Raw genomic sequence first — 19186 nt, forward strand, 5'->3', positions numbered from 1 at the left:
TATGGCAAATATATGGCGACGGTAGCGACTATTTTCAATCTTTAACCGCAAATATATTACTAGCGAGCGTTTACCTTGATTTACCTAAAGTGATGACATATACATAAGGATTTGCTAATTTGTTATCGACAAATAATAGGGATCATTATGAAACTAAACAAACTTGCATTACTGATGGGCTTAAGTTTATCTTTATTAAGCACCACGTCATTTGCCGAGCAAGCAAATAACGCTCAAACCGTTTTCAACGACGCGTATCAAAATTATTTAAATGCGATTAAAACCAAAGAAAATGTGCAACAAGCCGCGGAGCAGGCTTACACATCAGGTAAAACTGTTTACGGTGAAAATGCTGATAACACCGCAAACTTAGCGATTAACTATGCAAAATCAATTAATCGATACGGTAAACAGTGGATTGAAAAGCGTTTTTCGCTATATCAACAAGCCTATACTATTTTAGCTACTAACCATGGTAAGCAATCGCCTGAAACCATTGATGCTTTAGTCGGTATGGCTAGTTTTGCCCCTTCTGCTCAAAAAGCGGATTATTATTTAGAGCAAGTGATAGCAATCGCAAACACACAAAACAACCCTAAGTTTGTGGCTGATATGAAACTAGAAGCGGCAACCATATTAGCTAATAAATTCAGCTATGAAAAATACCGAGAAGCTAAAAACTACCTAGAAGAGGCCGATGAGTATTACCAGGCTAACTTACCTAAAAACTCAGTTGAACAAATAAAAGCTGACTTTTTAATGGCGTCGTTTGCTGAGGGTAGAAAAAGATACGACCAAGCAATTGAACGGCTTAATCGTGTAGTAAAGGTCTTTGATGAAAACTTAAGTTACGATCACAGCGCTGAGCTTACCGCACACTCAAGATTAATTGGCTTGTATGAAAAACAAGGCAAAAGTGATGAAGCCACTAAGCACTGCATCGCGATTGCTAAAATGGTGCCGTGGAAAGAAAGCCAAGAGCAAACGCCGCTATACCGCGTTAACCCTAAATACCCTACAAACAAAGCGCGCTTTCGTAAAGATGGAAAAGTCGTTATGGAGTTTGAAGTGGATGAGTCTGGCTTTGTAAAAAATCCGCAAGTACTTAGCTCTGAGGGTGGCGTGGCCTTTGAAAAATCGGCAGTAGAAGCATTAGCGCAATGGCGCTATGCCCCTAAGTTTGAACATGGAAAAGCCGTTGCAGCAACTTCCAAAGTACAGCTCGACTTTAAAGTAAACCGTTAATAACATACCAAAGGCACGTTGAGCGCCTTTTTAGTTTATTCTACTTTAACTTAGCTAAAATGTTGTCGCTGGCGGCCTCTATTAAATCAAGTACCTTTTCAAAGCCATCATCACCGCCATAGTAAGGATCGGGAATTGCGCTTTGTGTTTGCTCGCCATACTCTAAAAACAACGCAAGCTTGTACTGCAAATGTTCAGGGCAACGTGCAGTTAAATCTGCGAGGTTTTGCGTATCGGCTGCTAAAATTAAATCAAACTCGCTAAAATCACTACTACGCACCTTGCGCGAAAAAATACCTTTAAAACTATAACCACGTTTTTCACCAGCCTGCATAGAGCGTTTATCTGGCGGATTACCTTCATGGTGTCCAATAGTCCCTGCCGAGTCCACTAGCAGATCAATGCCTAACTCTTTAGCGCGAGCTTTTAATACCGCCTCAGCCGTCGGTGAGCGACAAATATTACCCAAACAAACAATCAGTACTTTTTTCACTTATGGCTCCCTAAGCTTTGCAAAAAATCAGTGATAAACGTTATTTTAATGAGGCTAATATTTTTTGTTCGCCTTCAAGCATGCTCTGCATAGCGGTCCCCTGTTTTACACGGCAATGTAAAGCAGCAAGCTTAGGCCAGCGCGACTTATCAAGTTGCTCACCACCATGCTCCATATTCATTAACTGGCAGCTCACTGCAATGTCGGCAAGAGTTAAGCTGTTACCAACAAAAAATTCGTTATCCCCTAAATAACCTTCTAAATAATCAAATAAAGGCGGTAATTTTTCATTTAATGCACTTTGCACTAATACTTCATCGGTTTGCTTTTGCATTGTAGGAGCAATAATACGTTGCTGAAACACCGTAAATGTTGCAAAAGGAGCCAGCTCGTAATCTGCGTATTTTTCTAACCAGCGAACGGCTGCACGTTGCTCTATAGTATCACCGAGTAAGGACGCTGAATTAGGGTATTTTTCATCAAGATATTGGCAAATAACGCTAGAATCCGCCAAACTTAACTCGCCATCTTTTAGCGCCGGAATTCGCCCCAACGGGTTAATTTCTAAAAACCAGTCAGGCTGATTAAACGGCGAGACTATTTCGAGTTTATAGTCCAGTTGCTTAAGCGCTAAACATACACGTACTTTACGTACATAAGGAGAAAGCGGGACACCATAAAGAATTATGCTCATTATTATTCCTATAAATTAAAACTGCTTTAAAATTGCGTCATCGTAGTCATCGGCATTAAGGGTTAAGTTGAACTTGGCCGCAACGCTATCTAACTCGGCTTGTTTAATCGCTAAATCATCCATGGTGATGGTGTTATCGTCAAGCCGCCATAACAAGCGTGAGCCTGCATAACTATAGTGAATGGCTAATAGCGCATCAGGATTACCTTCACGTCCCGCCGCTTTAAGCTTTGCCATCTTGCGGGTAATTTTATTAAGCGCTTGTTTAAGCTCCCATACATACACCACCTCACTCATAAAAGGATGTGTACGGTATTTATTTAACAACCAACCTATGCCAATACTCGTAACAATTACGCCTAATAAGTTCCAATGAAAATGACTCCCACTTTCATCGGGAAATAATGCAATTAAGGTTTGTGAAATTGCTAAACTGCCCACAGCTAAACCTGCTGCACAGCCGACTATAACGCGGTTTAAATGTTTACGATAACGAGCTTTATCTATTTGAATAAGTTGCATAGTTGCCTAAAAGTAAAAAACTAAAAAATACACAGCCACCATTGTAGCTAAACCCACCACAGAGTTTCGACTCTTTTTAATAAAATACCCGTAGTTTTTGATTTAACGCCGGTTTTATACTTCTTGCAACATAAAACCAACCAACGATTTTATTTGCACCCACTTATTAGGCATAAGATAGTAGACAACAAATACGACTCAGTTTAGGACCATCATGATAAAAACACTGATTGCCACAAGTTTAATATTTTCTTCTTTTAATACTTTGGCCAATTTAAACACACCGCTAACCCCAGAAGAATTGCGAATTGAAAAAGCCAGCCAAGCGATGCCAGCCGTACTAAGCGCTTTTGCCAGCGAAGTTAATCAATTTGAGCAGCAATTCAAGTCACTATCAAGCTACGCACAAGCCGTAGATGCCGTAAATGACTACTCAAAACGATTATGGTTTAGTGCAAAAAAACGCATTGCTACAACGCAAAACTTAGATGATCGCGCGCTTTATTGGGCTCGCTTACAATCAAGTAAAATAATTCGCACCACAAAACCTGCATTTTCGCTGAGCACCGCGCAGCAAACAGTGTTATTAACGTTGCTAGAAAACGGAAGCCGAGGTCGCACAGACCTAAGCTACTCACAAAACACCACAAAAAAAATATTACTAACCGGGTTTGACCCATTTTTACTTGATAGAAATATAAACCAAAGCAACCCATCGGGCGTGGCTGCGTTACTTCTTGATGGCCAAGTCATTAACTATAAAGGGATTAGTGCTGAAATAAACACAGTGATGGTGCCTGTGCGTTATGAAGACTTTGATCAAGGCATTATAGAATCTTTACTTGCCCCTTATTACGCACTTAATAATGTTGATATGGTGGTTACCGTTAGTATGGGTAGTAAAGACTTTGACCTTGAGCGCTTTCCAGGCAAGCGCCGCAGTGTAACAGCGCCCGACAACGCCAATATAGTGTATGGAGGCAGTAAAACAGCGCCGCTCATTCCAAGCTTAAACGACCGCCCATTACCCGGTACTGAGTTTGTAGAATTTAGCTTACCCGTAAGCGCTATGTTAAGCGCAAAAGGCCCTTTTCCTATTAATGATAACCATCATGTTATTACCCTAAAAAAAGACTTTGAGCCTAACAGTTTCGATGAATTAAAAGACGCTATTGCAGTGCGAGGCGGTGGCGGTGGTTATCTGTCTAACGAAATTTCGTACCGCAGTATTCGGCTGCGTAATCAGCTAAACTCAGATATTCCGACTGGGCATATTCACACCCCTCGAATTGCCCAGTTTGAACCCGAAACCGAAGCTAAAATAGTTAAGCAAATTCAAGCTATGTTAGAGCGCAGTTTAGTCGCGATCTAACATCGTTTGCTTTTTTAGCGTTAAAACAACAATTAAATAATAAAGCATAGGAGCACTTAAGTACTTTTATGCTTTATTACTTTAAACCGCTAAAAAAGCATGCTGCAATTACATTAAAATTAAATGTGCTTTGTATCAGCTTTGGCTATTTTGTAATAAAAACTCATTACTTTAATTATTAACTAGATCTTCACAAATTGTGTTCTATGCTCATTTGAGGTTCAGACCTTATTACAGGGACATAGTAATGCTCACAATTAACCACTTTTTAATTCTTTAAATGTAACTATTCAGCCTCATCTGAAATGAATATATCAGGCAGCTGATTTTTGAATAATAACTCAAGTGCTAGGCTTGCAGATACATATTGTTTTCTGCAAGTCGATAAATAGCTTCTCAGCAAGCAGAACATTTCAGCTCCTTGCCTACTTCTAAAACACCCCGGTATTTTTTCTTTAAGTAAGGTTTGCATATCATTCGCTCATTGCATGCCGTCTTGCTCCCAAGCCCTTTCTAATTCTCGGATGTGGTGAGCATTACATAATGCATGTTGGCATTGGGTATATTGATAATATGGTTTCCAATGGTCATGGCATAGCACACCGGTAAAGTGCGGTAAAATACGGCCCTCATCAACATGCAAAGTTTGATGCGGGTTTTGTAATGCCGCTTTGATGATACCTTCTGCGCCCGATGACTTTACCAGTGCCGCTGCTTGTTCATTAAAGTTAAATAAACTGCCGGCACTGAGCGGAATACCTAGTTGGTCACTAAAGTATTCTTCAATACGGTTATAAGGGAGTAATTGCTATTGTGATAAGTAAACCGCATGGGCTTTCACACCAACACCATATTGAATAGGACCGTTAACACCTTAGGGGAATTCACCAACAAACCGCATCCCTTGCTCATTCTCAAGGATTTGAGCCTGGTATTCGGTCACCACTTTACTGATATCTATATCGACGACTTGTCGCTTTTGAAAACCCACCTCACGATAGTGACCTTTAGGTAAAAAATCTCGGTCAACTAAAATGACTTGTGCCTCATCAGGTGTTTCTGTTTGAGTCAGCGTTTTATCTACTCGGCCTTTTTGTCCGCCAGCTGATTTTTCTGACTTCTCTCTCGTTGGCTTTGTACGGTTGATATCTTTTGATGGAGGAATGCTACTATTTTGACTATTAAGTCCTAATTTACTAGCTAACCTGAACTCTGGTTAAGAGATTTACTAACACGTTGAATCAATAAAAGATATTTGTGTTTATTTATCTCTAGCTAGAGATTTTTAGTGAAAACAAGGCGAAATTACGCGTCAATAGCTCGCCTATTGCAAGTAAATTCAACGCAGTTAGCGCTGAAAATAGCTGCTTGAGATGGATTTATTATCCGGAGTTTAGGTTAGCTAGCATAACAACGACAACAAGAATGAGTTCGATAGACATCTTCAACGCTGGCGAGAGTGTTTTATCTTCTTGTAACTGAATTTTAGTTTGCTCAACTATTTCAGTGATATTTATGCGGTTTAAATTCATTAAAGCTAGAGCAATAGGGTAATCGCTCTAGCTTGGCATACTGGCAGGATCAGCCAATAGCTAAAAAAGATCCTTAGAAAATAGTTTGTTTTGGTGAATAGTTACGAAAAAATAAACAAAAAAATTACCGAATATCTGCAAAACGGTGAAATGAAAATATTATTAAATGATTATTTTATTCATTAACCTCTATTTAAAGTCTGCATAGGGCTGCGCCATATAAAACTCCCTTTTACAGCTTGGAAAACCTTCTCGCTTGCTCTAGTATCTAGTTGTCTTAGCTCATAATTTGCATTTTAATGAAATCATTTCCGTCACTGTACTTTGCTAATTTATTTTTAATTATTGGTACCGGTTTACTTACTACCTATTTAGCGCTTTATTTAGGTAAACAAGGCACGTCTACGTTTTGGATAGGCTTGATGACCTCGTGTTATTACCTTGGCTTATTACTGGGTTCAAAACTTGGCTATCATCTTATTAAATCGGTGGGTCACATAAGAACCTTTGCAGCAAGTACTGCGGCGGTTACTGCCTGTGTGGCTGCTCACGGGGTGAGTGATAATCTTTATATATGGTTAGGCCTTAGGTTTTTTGTTGGCTTAGGTATGATGTGTAATTACATGGTGCTAGAAAGCTGGCTGAATGAACAGTCAGCCCCCGAATCACGCGGCCGGGTATTCTCGTTTTATATGATCACTTCATACTTGGGGATGATTTTAGGGCAATTAGCGCTCGCACAATTTCCTGAGCTAGGTTATGCGCCGCTATTTTTAGTCTGCATGGCGTTAGCAATCGGCATTATTCCTATTTCTATCACCCGCAGAATCCACCCAAAACCCTTAAAACCGATAAAAATGAGCCTATTTGATTACGCTAAAAAAGTGCCACAATCGCTTACTGCGGTCCACTTTGCAGGCATTATCAATGGTAGCTTTTATGGTCTAGCACCTATTTTTGCTAAGTTATCAGGCTTTAACGCCGCTGAAATTGCTATTTTTATGTCGCTAACTATTTTAGCTGGCCTGCTGGCACAGTGGCCAATGGGCATGCTTTCTGACCGTATTCGCCGTAGTTTATTAATTCGTACTAATGCCATAGCCATAGGCATTGTGAGTTTGGCATTGTTTTTATTACCAAGCTCACAGTTAATTGCTTACATACTGACCTTTATATTTGGTTTGTTTGCCTTTACTTTATATCCGCTTTGTTCGGCACTGGCCAATTCGCGAGTTGAAGACGAAGAACGCGTAGGCGTGTCATCAGCGTTATTGGTTGCTTTTGGCGCTGGGGCAGCAATAGGCTCAACAGTTAACGCACAGATCATGAGCTACTTTGGGCACCAAGCATTGTATGCGTCTATTTCGCTATTAACCGTAACCATGTATTTATTACTCACGTTTATTAATTCTAAACAAAAAGTAGAGCAGCCTGAACCCAGTGATTATGTGGTGGGTACTTCTGATGTAACTAACTCGCCACTGGCTGCCACTATGGATCCCCGTATTGAAGAAACCACCGCACAAGATCAAATGTTGGTTGTGGATGACGAAGAAATAGATGATGAGTTTTTTGAACATCCCCAAGGGGAGCTGTTTAAAGACCTGGAAAACGAGCAAAAAAATGCATAGCGCTTGCTATGCACTAACAAACAACTAATGAACACTCAATGGCGCTGCACTTTCAGCCTCAATTAAATGAAGCGTCTCAAAAGTTAACCAACAAAATTAGAGAAAATATCAATAATTTTTAAGCTAATAAGAGCAATTATAAACACCTAACAATTAACGTTGTTTACAATTAAAAACAATAATAATTGCATATTAATCACTTTTTGTTTATAAATGACCTCGGAACGGATTCTTGAACAATGTCATAAGCTTATCAGTGTAAACACATCTCCAAGTGCTCGTTTAATTATTTATCCCATACGAACATTGGAAAATTTCATGTTAAAAAATAAAAAACATTTTGCAACAGCCCTAATTGCTGCACTTGCAGCTGCCACTTTATCTGGCTGTGCAACTACTTCATCAAAAGCTATAGATACACCAACTGTCGCAACTTACAACACCACTTACTCTGGCACCAAGAGTAAATTAGTTGTGGGTCAGTTTGTAAATCGCTCAAGTTTTCAAAATGGTATATTTTCATCAGGCCAAGATCGCTTAGGTAGCCAAGCAAAAACAACCTTAATGAGCCACTTACAACAAACTAACCGTTTTAGTGTGCTGGATCGCGACAACATGCAAGCACTTGCAGAAGAAGCTAAATTAACAGGCGCAAAGCAAGTAATTAGCGGTGCAAAGTTTGTAGTAACTGGCGATGTAACTGAATTTGGCCGTAAAGCCATAGGTGATCGCCAATTATTCGGTTTATTAGGAAAAGGCAAGTCGCAAATTGCATACGCCAAAGTAACACTTAACATTGTTGATGTAACAACATCAGAAGTTATTTACTCAGTACAAGGTGCTGGCGAGTACAGCTTATCAGAGCGTGAAGTGGTTGGCTTTGGTAGCACAGCTTCATACGATGCAACATTAAACGGAAAAGTACTCGATTTAGCGATTCGTGAAGTGGTAAACAAACTAGTTACTGGTCTTGAATCGGGTCAATGGGGTAGTAAAGCATGAAAAAGCTAATCGCTACCGCTATAGTATGCGTCGCGCTTACTGGGTGTAATAACACCAAAGAACCTCTTTATTATTACGGTGACTATAACAGCGCCGTTTATGCTTATTTAAAAGCAGATGAGGTTTCGGTTGAAGAGCAAATAACTATTCTAGAGCAGGTTATTGCTGATGCAGCTAATAACAGTAAAGCAATAGCACCAGGCTTACATGCTCATTTAGGTATGCTGTATTTTGATACAGGCAATGCTGTGAAAGGTATTGCTCATTTTGAAACAGAAAAACAATTATTTCCTGAATCAGTTCAGTACATCGACTTTCTTCTAAAATCGGCAAAGGGTGCTTAATATGCGTTATTTAAAGCTAATCTCTATCGCAACATTATTAACAGCACTCGCAGGATGTGTATCACCGCCCCCGAGCCATGATTACAGTGCATTTAGACAAGCAGATCCTCATTCAATTCTTGTGTTGCCTCCTTTAAACAACACACCAGAAGTAATCGCGCCATATAGTGTAATGACACAAATGATGACTCCTATCGCTGAATCTGGTTTTTATGTATTTCCTGTCGCGGTTGTTGATCAAACCTTTAAAGGTAATGGCTTAACGGTTGCAAACGATATCCACCAAGTGCCCGTTAAAAAGCTACATGATATTTTTGGTGCTGATTCAGCCTTATATATCAACATTGAAGAATACGGTACCAGCTACGTAGTTATTTCAAGTGAAACAGCGGTCACCGTATCAGCAAGACTTGTTGATTTACGCACTGGCGAAGTCCTATGGCAGGATAAGGCGAGAGCATCGTCTGCTGAGCAACAAAACAACAACACTGGTGGTGGTTTAGTCGGAATGCTAGTTGTTGCAGCTATTAATCAAATTGCTGAAACAGTGAGTGATAAAGGCTTTGAAGTTGCAGCAATTACTTCTAATCGTTTGCTTTCATCTGATACATACAATGGTTTATTGTATGGCCCACGCTCGCCAAACTACGGCCAGCCCGCGCTAAGTGAAAAGAAACAGTAGTTTGTAATTAAATATACAAAAGCCGAGTTAAATACTAACTCGGCTTTTTAATAAATTAAATTTTAAAACTATTTAACCCCTTTTCTATTTGCCAGCCGTTATAGCTCTGAAACAACATAATAAGTTAATTTGGCGCGGCTTATGCACACACTTGAATTCCCTAAAAACCCCATGTTCAAAGCATCAACAGCTGTTATTGGCGGTGTCGCGATCACCTTTATCGCATTTGCCTTTATGCAATACTTAATTAGTGGCGAGCAAAGAGCGCCTATCAAATTGGGTGATGATATTACTGTTGAGATTTTTCAAGCACCAGAAGATAAACAAACCACGCATATTAAAAGAATACCGCACCACCCACACCTAAAGTGCCGCCTAAAGCACCGCCACGTGTAACACCTAGTAATGAGCCAATAACAGCAATAAGCACAGCACCACCCATAGTAATTGACAGACTTGGTGACGATATGAAGCAAATAATTGCCCGCCCTACGGGAGATGCTTCACCCATTGTACGTATAAATCCTAAATACCCAACTACCGCAGCACGTGATGGCATAGAAGGCTGGGTGCAACTTAGCTTTAATGTTTCACCCACAGGTGAAGTAATTGATGCCACAGTAGTGAATGCCGAACCAAAACGCATATTTGATCGCGAAGCACTTCGCGCCATTAAACGCTGGAAATATCGTCCAAAAGTAATTGAAGGTGTGGCACAATTACAAACAGGTCAAACCGTACAGCTTGATTTTAAATTAGACAGTTCGCAGTAAGGGAATAAGCGCCTATGCTATTGAATATTAAGTCATGGTTATTTGAAGTGCCAAGCAAAGACTGCATGGCGCGGTGTGCAAAAAGTGGCGACAACCGCCACTTAGAGCAACTTATTACCTTATACAGTAACAATTTATATCACTACCTAGTTACCCAATCTAATACACATTTAGCATACGACGTAAGCCAACAAACATGGCTAAAGGTTATTGAAAAGCGCCACCTTTACCAAGCACAAACCACGCCTAAAGCATGGTTATTTCGACTCGCACGTAACACTCTGATAGACGAATACCGTAAACAAAAACACTTTGTAGAGCTTGACGAAAACAGCCAACTGCCTGCGCAAAATGACAATCAAAGTGAATTAACAAGTGGTGATTCGCATATAGGTGACACACACATAAGTTACGAAGCATTTAACACAGCGCTCAAGCAACTTAGCTTTGTGCAGCGCGAAGCCATCACCCTACAACAAGAAGGCTTTAGCCTTGCCGACATAGAACTTATAACGCAAAGCAACGCCCAAACCATAAAAACAAGGCTACGCTACGCCAAACAAAACCTAAAACAATTATTAGGAGACCGTAATGAACAAGCCTGATGAGCAGTTTGATGAAAAGCTCACACAACATTATAACGAGCGAAAAGCACGTACCAGCCTTTCGCATGCTCAACAACAGGCGTTAAAACACAGCGTAGCCCAAAAAAAACCTAAAAAGCTTGGCTTTGCCCTACAACTCACAAGCCTTACCTGCGCATTGGGATTACTGGCCTTTATAGTATTCGATAGTAACAACGTGATAAATACTGCCCCTAAAACCGTATTAAACACCATAGACATACACGACTACTCGTTTATAACAACGCATGAAATAGATCAAACAGGTAGCTACGCAAGCACCATAACGCAACAAAAACGCGCGCTCGACACCCAACTAGCAAACGACTTACACCGCCATCAACAACACCATATAGAATACGGCACGCTCGTAAAGGTCGACAACGACTGGTACATAGCCAGTTGTAATGACGAGGTACTGGTGCAAATTAAGCAGTCGCTCTTAAGTGATTTAAAGGGTAAACACGCGGTTGAAAGCGATATAAATACGGGTGATATGTTGGCCATGGCACATAATGGTAAAGGGCAGATTGTGGGGCTTAAACATGCGGGGGTTAGGGTAAATATTTGTGAATCCTAGTGCCTTTAGTTCCATAATGGCATTGTAATTATTAAAGAAAACCCAAAAAAGTAAAACTCAAAAGCTTTTCTAAATACTATCTTTCGCCAGCAAATTTCATTCTACGTTTCATATTTAACTTAATAGGATTGTCAATTTTAGTTAACAATTCTAAATACTTTAAAAAGTTTGTAGAATCAGCGAAATAGTTTGGATAAGCATCCCTTATTCCGCCTACATTTGACGATGAAACGAGTGCAACGACAATCCCATCTTCTGCAGCGGCATATTTTTCCGCTTCAATATAACTTTTTTCGGCATCTCTTTTACCATCTAGATCATCCGAAAACAAAGTAGAGGTTAAGTTATTTTCATCAAAGTCAATTACCAAAAGTATGTAACCTGGCTTACTATCTATTTCTAAAAGCTGGTTATCAATTACTTTTAAAGAACCTGCAAATGCACCCAAACGCTCTATAACGCCTAAATCCTTTAAATAATACAAACATAACTTATGACTATATATAAGTTGTATATCATTGCTCGAACTTAACTTTTTCGCAAATCTTGAAACAAACTCTTGGGGCGATAACCCAGAATATAAAGGTATTCTTTCAATAACTTCAAACTGTTCACTAGTAGCACTAAAAAAATCTTTCCATTTTTCTTCACCAATACTCGATTTCAAAGCTTGCCCAGTAAATAAGTCGACAATTTCCAGAGCTGTCGCCCAAGAGTGCTGAATATTTGTTCGCAACTGAATTTCAATACTCTTCTCTTTCCCTTGACTATCAATGAAGCGGCCTATTAGATGATACCCTCGATAACCATCCTTTTTAGGTGTTTTGATATAATCCTTATATTTATATTTGCCATTTTTATTTTGAAACTCAGGAAGTAATTTTAAACTTCGAACTACTTTTCGTAATTTTTTTTCATCTTTTAAGATTACTCTACAGCCACCGATATCTTGCATATTTTTTAGCTTCATCGTATCAAAACGTTTTAGTTTTGAAACTATAGAAGGGTGGCGTTTTAATCTCTTGGCAAAAATTGCGTCACTATCATGTGGTAAGGTTTCCCTTACTAATATTGAAAAGGCTGTGTCTAATGCATCTTCAAATGAAAAGCGCCAAAAAGACAAGACATCCATACTACGAGAAAATAAATGAGGGTCTGTATCACTTAGGTTGGATAATAAAAGTGTTTCTCCAGCTTTAATAACTTGTTTTCCTGAATACACTCTAATTCCATATTTGTGATTGAGATTTACGTGACAGTTTATCTAAAACCATACATAAATAAAATGCTCTTAATCAGAAATATACTTATGTTAAGTTTCTAAAGTCGGCTTTGTATATCGCCAAGACCAAAAGCCAATCTCACATTTAACCCCCTTTCCCCGTCATCACGCCCTGGAAATAAGTAATTGATGAGTAATATCGCGCATGGCAGGATTTTGTTCCCGACAAATCCTAAGTACCTACGTCCATATAGGCAATGCGCGATAAGGCGAAACTAGGCCATGGATGGCCTATCTTCGCCGTTTACGTTCACATCAATTACGGTTTGAAGGATTAAGCGTGATGCTCGGGTGGCGCTGGGAGAGTCCAGAGATGGGTCAGCGGCAGCCCCTCTTTGGCTGCAGTCGCCAGCGCGACAAAAAAGCCTGCAGATTTGCAGGCTTTAAACTCACTCACTTTGTTGGGTTTCGCTACGCTCTACCCAACCTACAAAACAATTAAGCTCGTTACTAAGTAAGCTACAAACGTTAAACCGCCGCCTACTAATGCATAGGGTAACTGGGTTTTAACGTGGGTAAGTAGGTCGCAGCCTGATGCAATAGCCGATACTGCGCTGGTGTCGGATATAGGGGAGCAGTGATCGCCAAATATGCCGCCACCTAAAATAGCGCCTACTACCAGCGATGGCGGTAAACCAAGCGCTTGAATAAGCGGTACGCCAATGGGGATGAGTATGGCAAATGTGCCCCACGAGGTGCCTGTAGTAAACGACATAACCGCGCCAGTTAAAAACAGCACGGGCACTATTAAATATATTGGTAAGTAGTCGCCAACCAAAGATGCCACAAACACACCTGTACCTAGCTCTTTTAAGCTTGCACCTAAGGTGAGCGAGAGCAATACAATACTTACCAGTGGGAGTAATTCACCCATGCCTTTAAAGCCGGTATCAACAAGTTGGTGGTGGGTAAATTGGCGCGAGCCAATCATTAAACAATAGGCTACAACAATAGCTAAAACCGTGGCGTACAATACTGATTTTGAACCGCTGCCCTCGGCAAGTACGCCGTTACCGGTATAAAACATAAAGCCAACCATACTAACAATTAGCGTTAACAGTGGCACTAGCATAAAGCGTGCTTTAGAGCCTTTTACTTCTTCTTTTAGTTCGGTTGTTTGTAGCTCTAGTTTTTGTTCAGCTACTTTCATTGGGCCATGTACTTTATCAAAGGCAATGGTATAAAAAACAATAACCAAGGTGATTATGGCGTAAAAGTTATAGCCTACACTGCCCCACAGCACTGATACGGCCGACTCGCCTAATTCGTAATTACCTAGCAAGCCCAGTACGAATGCACCCCAGCCGTTTAGTAATATTAAAATACACACAGGGGCGCTGGTGCTATCGATTATGTAGGCTAAACGCGCGCGGCTCATTTTAAATTTGTCGAACAGACCGCGAGATAAAATACCCGAGGTAAGCACACTTAAGTTTGACTCTATAAATACCGCTACGCCGGTAAACATAGTTAAAAAGCCTACTTGGCGCTTACTTTTAGCAACACCTTTGTTCATTAGCAAATTAACGGTAGCAGCAACACCGCCAGACTCGCGAATATAAGCCAGTAATGCGCCTATTAAAATACTAAATATGAGTATACGGGTATTACCTGGCGAACTTGCTACCGAAATAATGCGCTCTATGGTATTTAAAAATGTATTAAATACGCTATTTCCTTCGCCCTGAATGGCTAGTAAAAACTCTGATGAAGCCACTGCCACCAAAAGAGCCATAATCACTTCTTTACGCCAAAACACGATAGCAATGGCAATCAGTGGCGGTAAAATAGAATACCAATGCATAAACAAACCTTATTTATTTTTATAATGCCGACGCTTTACTTAACTTAATAGATATAAGCAATTAAGTCACTTACTAACGCTTATTGATTTAATAATGCCTCATAAACAAGCGACACAATAGAGCCGTATTGCGCTGTTTCAAAATTTTTCCCTACAAATTGATAGCGCTTTTCAGTACCTTTAATAGGAGTATGCCGCGCATTAGTGAGTAAAATAATGGCCAAATCGTAGGCCGGATCAATCACGGTGACTGTGCCTGTCCACCCTGTGTGGCCATAGGCCTGAGCGCTGGCATAAGGGCCAAAGTGCCAGCGCCGCGCTTGGTTATTTCCCGCAAGACGAAAACCTAACCCGTAGGTTTCATCACTGCTTTGTGGCGTTAAAAATTGCGCTAAGCTACTGGCGTTAAAAATTTGCGTATCGCCATAACCACCTTTGTTAAGTAGAACTTGGCACAGCACAGCTAAATCGGGAGCGTTACTAAATAATCCCGCATGGCCTGCAACACCATCAAGCGAATAATAAGCACGTTCGTCATGCACCTGCCCTTGCAGTACATTGGTGCGAATATTATCAAAATGAATACGCCCATCTCGAGTATTACCGCTAAGCTCCGTGGCAGCAAACTGCTGACGGTTAAAGCCTTTTTTAAGCGGGTTAAATAAGGTGTTATTGAGTTTTAAAGGCGCGTAAATATGCTGCTCTAGGTATTCATCGAGTGGTTGGCCGCTAATTCGCTCAATTAAAACACCTAAAATCATGTAATCAATATCAGAGTAAACATGCGGCGCTGTAGGTTCAGCGGTTAATGGCACGCTTGTTAATAATAGCTGTTTCGTGGTTTCGCTTGTTTGTGAGAAAAACGCATCGCCGTAAGCGGTGTCTTTTCGATGAAAATCAAACACTGGCGGATAACCGGCACTATGAGTTAGTAAGTCTTTTACTTGGCGGTGCTCTCGACCACCTCCCTGATACTCTTTTAGGTATGAATGCACCGTATGATTTATGTTTAACTTCCCCTCGCTGACCAATTTCATTAATGCAAAGTTAGTAGCAAATATTTTAGTATTTGAGGCTAAGTCAAATAAGGTATTGGTTTGCATAGGCTCTGGGCGCAGTAGCATTAAATCACTTTGCTGATATTGTTTTGCATCGCCATACGCGGTTAATTTTAATACCTTACCCGCTTTAACAACCGCTAATACCGCTCCTGGAAAGCCTGCTTTTATATCGTTTTCAATTAAGGTATCAACTTGGCTAAAGTCGATTTCTTTTGTGGCGGTATTTTCTAAAGTAGCAAATGCAAAGCGCAGGGTTAAACTACCACCAGCAGGTTGAATATTCTCTACCTTAAAGGTGTTCACGCCGTTATGTGTATAGTGCCCTAAATTAAAGTCGTACTCGGTGTTAGCGCGTAAAGGCTCATTAAGAGAGAGCTTTTTATTATTGATGTATATATCGGCGCTAACCGCACTGACATTTTGTAGCAATAGTTGTCCACGACCCCGGTAGGCTTTAAAAGTGCCGCGGTTATTTACATATTCTCTGCTGCTGGGATTTGGCTCAGGAAAGGTAGCAATCACCTGCGCATTAGCTAACGCGTTAATATGATTAGCCGTTAAAGGGCGCTCTGATTTAATTGCTGTAGAGTGACTACAGCCCGCAATAATAATGCTCAGCAGCAATATAACTACTTTATAGTACGTTTTATTGTTTATCATTTTTAAAGCCCAATGCACGCATCCCTTTTATCAATACAGCAAATAATGCGCTCTTTGCTGTTTAAACTGTTTAAGCCCGGCTTGCCAACTTTGTTTAATTTCCTCAGCTGAGTGCCCTGCTTCTATGGCGAGCCTTAATTTATCAGTTCCTGCGAGCTTATCCATAAAATCGGCACGTTCAAAAAACAGCTGTTTAGCCTGTGTAAGCTGCTGGTAAGCATTAATTAAATAATTTAAGTTTAAACCGACGGTATCACTATGGCGTAAATCAATCCCTTTCACTAGCTGATCTTTAAATTTAGGATTAAGCGCTGCGCCTTTTATTGAGCGAGGGGTAAAGCTAAAATCCCCAAGTGCTACTGGTGAATAACCAATAACCTGAAAGGCAAAGTCAGTTCCTCTACCTATACTAATAGGAGTGGCTTCAAAAAAGCAAAGTGATGGGTAAAGCGCAATTGATTGATCGTTGGGTAAATTAGGGCTTGGTTTTACCGGCAAACTATATGGAGTTGTGCGGGTGTAGCCGGCAACAGGGATCACATTTAGCTTTAAATCACGAGCCTGATTGATCCACCCCTCACCTTTGATCATGTTAGCAAGCTCGCCTACCGTCATACCATGCAGTACAGGGATTGGGTGCATACCCACAAACGATTTAAACTTCGGTTCTAAAATTGGCCCGTCAATGTGGCTAATATTAGGATTTGGCCTATCGAGTACTATAAATTCAATCCCCTGCTCGGCCGCGGCTTCCATCATGTAATGCATAGAGCTTATGTAGGTATAAAAGCGTACGCCCACGTCTTGAATATCAAAAATAATTACATCTACATTTTGCAATGACTCGGGGGTTGGCTTTTTGTTTTTACCGTAAATAGAAATAAGCGCAATACCAGTTTTGCTATCAACGGCGTTTTGTATATGAGCACCGGCATCGTGATCGCCTCGAAAGCCATGCTCAGGTGCAAAAATTTTAGTGATGTTGATGTTTTTAGCCAGCAAGCTATCAACTAAATGCGTTTGCCCCACTACAGAGGTTTGGTTAACCACCAGCCCTACACGTTTGTTTTTTAATTGGGGTGCATACAAAGCAAATTGCTCTGCACCAACGGCGATTGCATGTTTAGCCTCATTTGCATGTGTAGCAACGGTAAAAAGTGCACTTAGTATAAAAAAGAAGGTAAAAAACACGGTTTTAAACATACAGCAAGATCCTTTTAAACAAGACGTTTAAAATAACACAGCCGAGTTTAAAGAGCAGCTTAGGTTTTAAGAATTAGCGGTCAGCGGTCAGCGGTCAGCGGTCAGCGGTCAGCGGTCAGCGGTCAGCGGTCAGCGGTCAGCGGTCAGCGGTCAGCGGTCAGCGGTCAGCGGTCAGCGGTCAGCGGTCAGCGGTCAGCGGTCAGCGGTCAGCGGTCAGCGGTCAGCGGTCAGCGGTCAGGTAATAAAAATAAAACACCGAGCCTTTTGCAAGCGAAATTTTTAGGTTTTAGTGGGATTTTATCTCGCCCAGGTTTTAGCAATGAGAAACTGTGTTTCTAACGTGAGTAAGCACTACGTCCACATTAAAAGTTGACGATGATATTATTTGTAAAATGTAGCTTGCTGGCGTTTAAATACTCATGGTGATTTTGAACGTCTCATTTACTCCTCTTTCACTTCTCTTTGTGCATTTAGGTTTTTAAGGGCGTTATTCACAAAGAGGTTAAGAGGCGCTGCGCTTTTAGAGAAGTGGCTGAATGCAAAATTTAGCGGTGTGTATAATTAGGTTTAACTAATATCTGTTAGCCTTCTCAAATTTCAGGCACAAAAAAACCAACTTAGTGTCGGCTTATGTATGAAAGTGGTGGGCGCAGGACGTATCTTCTAAGAGTGAACCTCTGACCGTCTGGTTCGTAGCTTGCTACTTTCCCATATTCACTTTATTTCAGGCACAAAAAAACCGACTTAGTGTCGGCTTATGTATGAAAGTGGTGGGCGCAGGACGTATCTTCTAAGAGTGAACCTCCGACCGCCTGGTTCGTAGCTTGCTACTTTCTCATATTCACTTTATTTCAGACACAAAAAAACCGACTTAGTGTCGGCTTATGTATGAAAGTGGTGGGCGCAGGACGTATCTTCTAAGAGTGAACCTCTGACCGTCTGGTTCGTAGCCAGGTACTCTATCCACATCCACGCTTTGATTTATTCCAGGCACAAAAAAACCGACTTAATGTCGGCTTATTTATGAAAGTGGTGGGCGCAGGAGGATTCGAACCTCCGACCGCCTGGTTCGTAGCCAGGTACTCTATCCAGCTGAGCTATGCGCCCACTTTCATATTTACTTATTTATACTCTAAGTGAGAGTTGAAAGTGGTGGGCGTAGGACGTATCTAATAAGAATGAACCTCCGACCGCTTGGCATTAGCCAACACTTTACTTATTTATACTCTTAGCAGGAGTTGCAATGAAAGTGGTGGGCGCAGGAGGATTCGAACCTCCGACCGCCTGGTTCGTAGCCAGGTACTCTATCCAGCTGAGCTATGCGCCCACTTTCATTTTGCTTGTTTTAACTCTAAGCAGAGCGTTCTCTAAAAGAGAGTAAAGTATGGTGGGCGCAGGAGGATTCGAACCTCCGACCGCCTGGTTCGTAGCCAGGTACTCTATCCAGCTGAGCTATGCGCCCATACTTTATTTTACAAGATGCGCCATTTAAAAAATGGTGGAGAGGGAGGGATTCGAACCCTCGATAGAGCTACAAACTCTATACTCCCTTAGCAGGGGAGCTCCTTCGGCCACTCGGACACCTCTCCGTCTTGTGGGGCGTATAATAAAGATTTCAGAAAATATGTCAAACACTTTTCTGACAAAAGTGACTATATGGCTATAGATTGCACATATGTTTAG

Annotated in this window: 17 protein-coding genes, 4 tRNA genes and 3 pseudogenes; 11 read left to right on the top strand and 13 right to left on the bottom strand. The window is 40.9% G+C overall.

Annotated elements, in window-relative coordinates; translation table 11 throughout:
• The first annotated feature begins 147 nt into the window (after positions 1–147).
• Complete coding sequence (locus LOC50_RS10935) at positions 148–1245, top strand: TonB family protein (protein WP_250653217.1); 1098 nt, start codon at positions 148–150, stop codon at positions 1243–1245.
• A 40-nt stretch (positions 1246–1285) separates the two neighbouring features.
• Here the strand turns inward: LOC50_RS10935 and LOC50_RS10940 are convergent, their stop codons facing one another.
• From LOC50_RS10940 to LOC50_RS10950, 3 genes are read right to left on the bottom strand one after another with little or no spacing between them, the layout of a single operon-like run.
• Positions 1286–1738, bottom strand: a complete 453-nt coding sequence (locus LOC50_RS10940) for a low molecular weight protein-tyrosine-phosphatase (protein ID WP_214552767.1) — start codon at positions 1736–1738, stop codon at positions 1286–1288.
• A gap of 40 nt (positions 1739–1778) precedes the next feature.
• Positions 1779–2432: a glutathione S-transferase family protein gene (locus LOC50_RS10945; protein ID WP_250653218.1), complete on the bottom strand. Its 654-nt coding sequence runs from the start codon at positions 2430–2432 to the stop codon at positions 1779–1781.
• Positions 2433–2447: 15 nt separating this feature from the next.
• Positions 2448–2954, bottom strand: a complete 507-nt coding sequence (locus LOC50_RS10950) for a DUF3087 domain-containing protein (protein WP_250653219.1) — start codon at positions 2952–2954, stop codon at positions 2448–2450.
• A 214-nt stretch (positions 2955–3168) separates the two neighbouring features.
• On the opposite strand from LOC50_RS10950, the gene LOC50_RS10955 reads away from it, so the two are divergent.
• A complete protein-coding gene (locus LOC50_RS10955) occupies positions 3169–4326 on the top strand; it encodes a PA0049 C-terminal domain-containing protein (protein WP_248534112.1) in 1158 nt (385 codons plus the stop codon).
• Positions 4327–4807: 481 nt separating this feature from the next.
• Here the strand turns inward: LOC50_RS10955 and LOC50_RS17465 are convergent, their stop codons facing one another.
• Entirely contained in the window at positions 4808–4927 is a 120-nt protein-coding gene (locus LOC50_RS17465) for an IS66 family transposase (RefSeq protein ID WP_350309918.1), read from the bottom strand.
• 273 nt (positions 4928–5200) lie between these two features.
• Positions 5201–5491, bottom strand: a complete 291-nt coding sequence (locus tag LOC50_RS17470; protein ID WP_350309919.1) for a hypothetical protein — start codon at positions 5489–5491, stop codon at positions 5201–5203.
• Positions 5492–6157: 666 nt separating this feature from the next.
• On the opposite strand from LOC50_RS17470, the gene LOC50_RS10960 reads away from it, so the two are divergent.
• The 7 genes and pseudogenes from LOC50_RS10960 to LOC50_RS10995 all read left to right on the top strand — a co-directional run bounded on the left by LOC50_RS10960 (position 6158) and on the right by LOC50_RS10995 (position 11493).
• Positions 6158–7489, top strand: a complete 1332-nt coding sequence (locus tag LOC50_RS10960) for an MFS transporter (RefSeq protein ID WP_036980117.1) — start codon at positions 6158–6160, stop codon at positions 7487–7489.
• Between the two features lie 318 nt (positions 7490–7807).
• A complete protein-coding gene (locus LOC50_RS10965; RefSeq protein WP_214552769.1) occupies positions 7808–8491 on the top strand; it encodes a CsgG/HfaB family protein in 684 nt (227 codons plus the stop codon).
• Positions 8488–8835, top strand: coding sequence for a DUF4810 domain-containing protein (locus LOC50_RS10970; protein ID WP_090493816.1), 348 nt, complete (start codon positions 8488–8490; stop codon positions 8833–8835). The genes LOC50_RS10965 and LOC50_RS10970 overlap by 4 nt, the downstream gene beginning before the upstream one ends.
• A 1-nt stretch (position 8836) precedes the next feature.
• The gene (locus tag LOC50_RS10975; protein WP_036980120.1) at positions 8837–9517 is read left to right on the top strand and encodes a DUF799 domain-containing protein; all 681 of its coding nucleotides are present in this window, start codon (positions 8837–8839) and stop codon (positions 9515–9517) included.
• Between the two features lie 141 nt (positions 9518–9658).
• Positions 9659–10290, top strand: a pseudogene (locus tag LOC50_RS17475) (energy transducer TonB).
• Positions 10291–10304: 14 nt separating this feature from the next.
• The gene (locus tag LOC50_RS10990) at positions 10305–10895 is read left to right on the top strand and encodes an RNA polymerase sigma factor (protein WP_250653222.1); all 591 of its coding nucleotides are present in this window, start codon (positions 10305–10307) and stop codon (positions 10893–10895) included.
• Positions 10882–11493: a hypothetical protein gene (locus LOC50_RS10995; RefSeq protein ID WP_250653223.1), complete on the top strand. Its 612-nt coding sequence runs from the start codon at positions 10882–10884 to the stop codon at positions 11491–11493. Before LOC50_RS10990 ends, LOC50_RS10995 begins: the two co-directional genes overlap by 14 nt.
• A gap of 76 nt (positions 11494–11569) precedes the next feature.
• On the opposite strand, the gene LOC50_RS11000 is transcribed toward LOC50_RS10995, so the two are convergent.
• The 4 genes from LOC50_RS11000 to LOC50_RS11015 form a co-directional block, all read right to left on the bottom strand.
• Entirely contained in the window at positions 11570–12715 is a 1146-nt protein-coding gene (locus tag LOC50_RS11000; RefSeq protein ID WP_250653224.1) for a RelA/SpoT domain-containing protein, read from the bottom strand.
• A 487-nt stretch (positions 12716–13202) separates the two neighbouring features.
• Positions 13203–14579: a Na+/H+ antiporter NhaC family protein gene (locus LOC50_RS11005; RefSeq protein WP_214552771.1), complete on the bottom strand. Its 1377-nt coding sequence runs from the start codon at positions 14577–14579 to the stop codon at positions 13203–13205.
• An 80-nt stretch (positions 14580–14659) separates the two neighbouring features.
• Positions 14660–16300, bottom strand: coding sequence for a penicillin binding protein PBP4B (gene pbp4b, locus LOC50_RS11010; RefSeq protein ID WP_250653225.1), 1641 nt, complete (start codon positions 16298–16300; stop codon positions 14660–14662).
• 30 nt (positions 16301–16330) lie between these two features.
• Entirely contained in the window at positions 16331–17503 is a 1173-nt protein-coding gene (locus tag LOC50_RS11015; RefSeq protein ID WP_250653226.1) for an exo-beta-N-acetylmuramidase NamZ family protein, read from the bottom strand.
• A 72-nt stretch (positions 17504–17575) separates the two neighbouring features.
• Here LOC50_RS11015 and LOC50_RS17480 point away from each other — a divergent pair.
• Both LOC50_RS17480 and LOC50_RS17485 read left to right on the top strand, forming a co-directional pair.
• Positions 17576–17674, top strand: a pseudogene (locus tag LOC50_RS17480) (hypothetical protein); the annotation flags it as partial.
• A pseudogene (locus tag LOC50_RS17485) lies at positions 17640–17786 on the top strand (hypothetical protein); the annotation flags it as partial. The pseudogenes LOC50_RS17480 and LOC50_RS17485, both read left to right, overlap by 35 nt.
• 747 nt (positions 17787–18533) lie before the next feature.
• Here LOC50_RS17485 and LOC50_RS11020 read toward each other — a convergent pair.
• The 4 genes from LOC50_RS11020 to LOC50_RS11035 all read right to left on the bottom strand — a co-directional run bounded on the left by LOC50_RS11020 (position 18534) and on the right by LOC50_RS11035 (position 19092).
• Positions 18534–18610: transfer RNA gene (locus tag LOC50_RS11020), tRNA-Arg, on the bottom strand.
• 143 nt (positions 18611–18753) lie between these two features.
• A tRNA-Arg gene (locus tag LOC50_RS11025) sits at positions 18754–18830 on the bottom strand.
• A 58-nt stretch (positions 18831–18888) separates the two neighbouring features.
• Positions 18889–18965: transfer RNA gene (locus LOC50_RS11030), tRNA-Arg, on the bottom strand.
• A 34-nt stretch (positions 18966–18999) separates the two neighbouring features.
• A tRNA-Ser gene (locus LOC50_RS11035) sits at positions 19000–19092 on the bottom strand.
• Positions 19093–19186: the final 94 nt, after the last annotated feature.

Source organism: Pseudoalteromonas sp. SCSIO 43095 (assembly GCF_023650455.1).
GTDB lineage: Bacteria > Pseudomonadota > Gammaproteobacteria > Enterobacterales > Alteromonadaceae > Pseudoalteromonas > Pseudoalteromonas tetraodonis.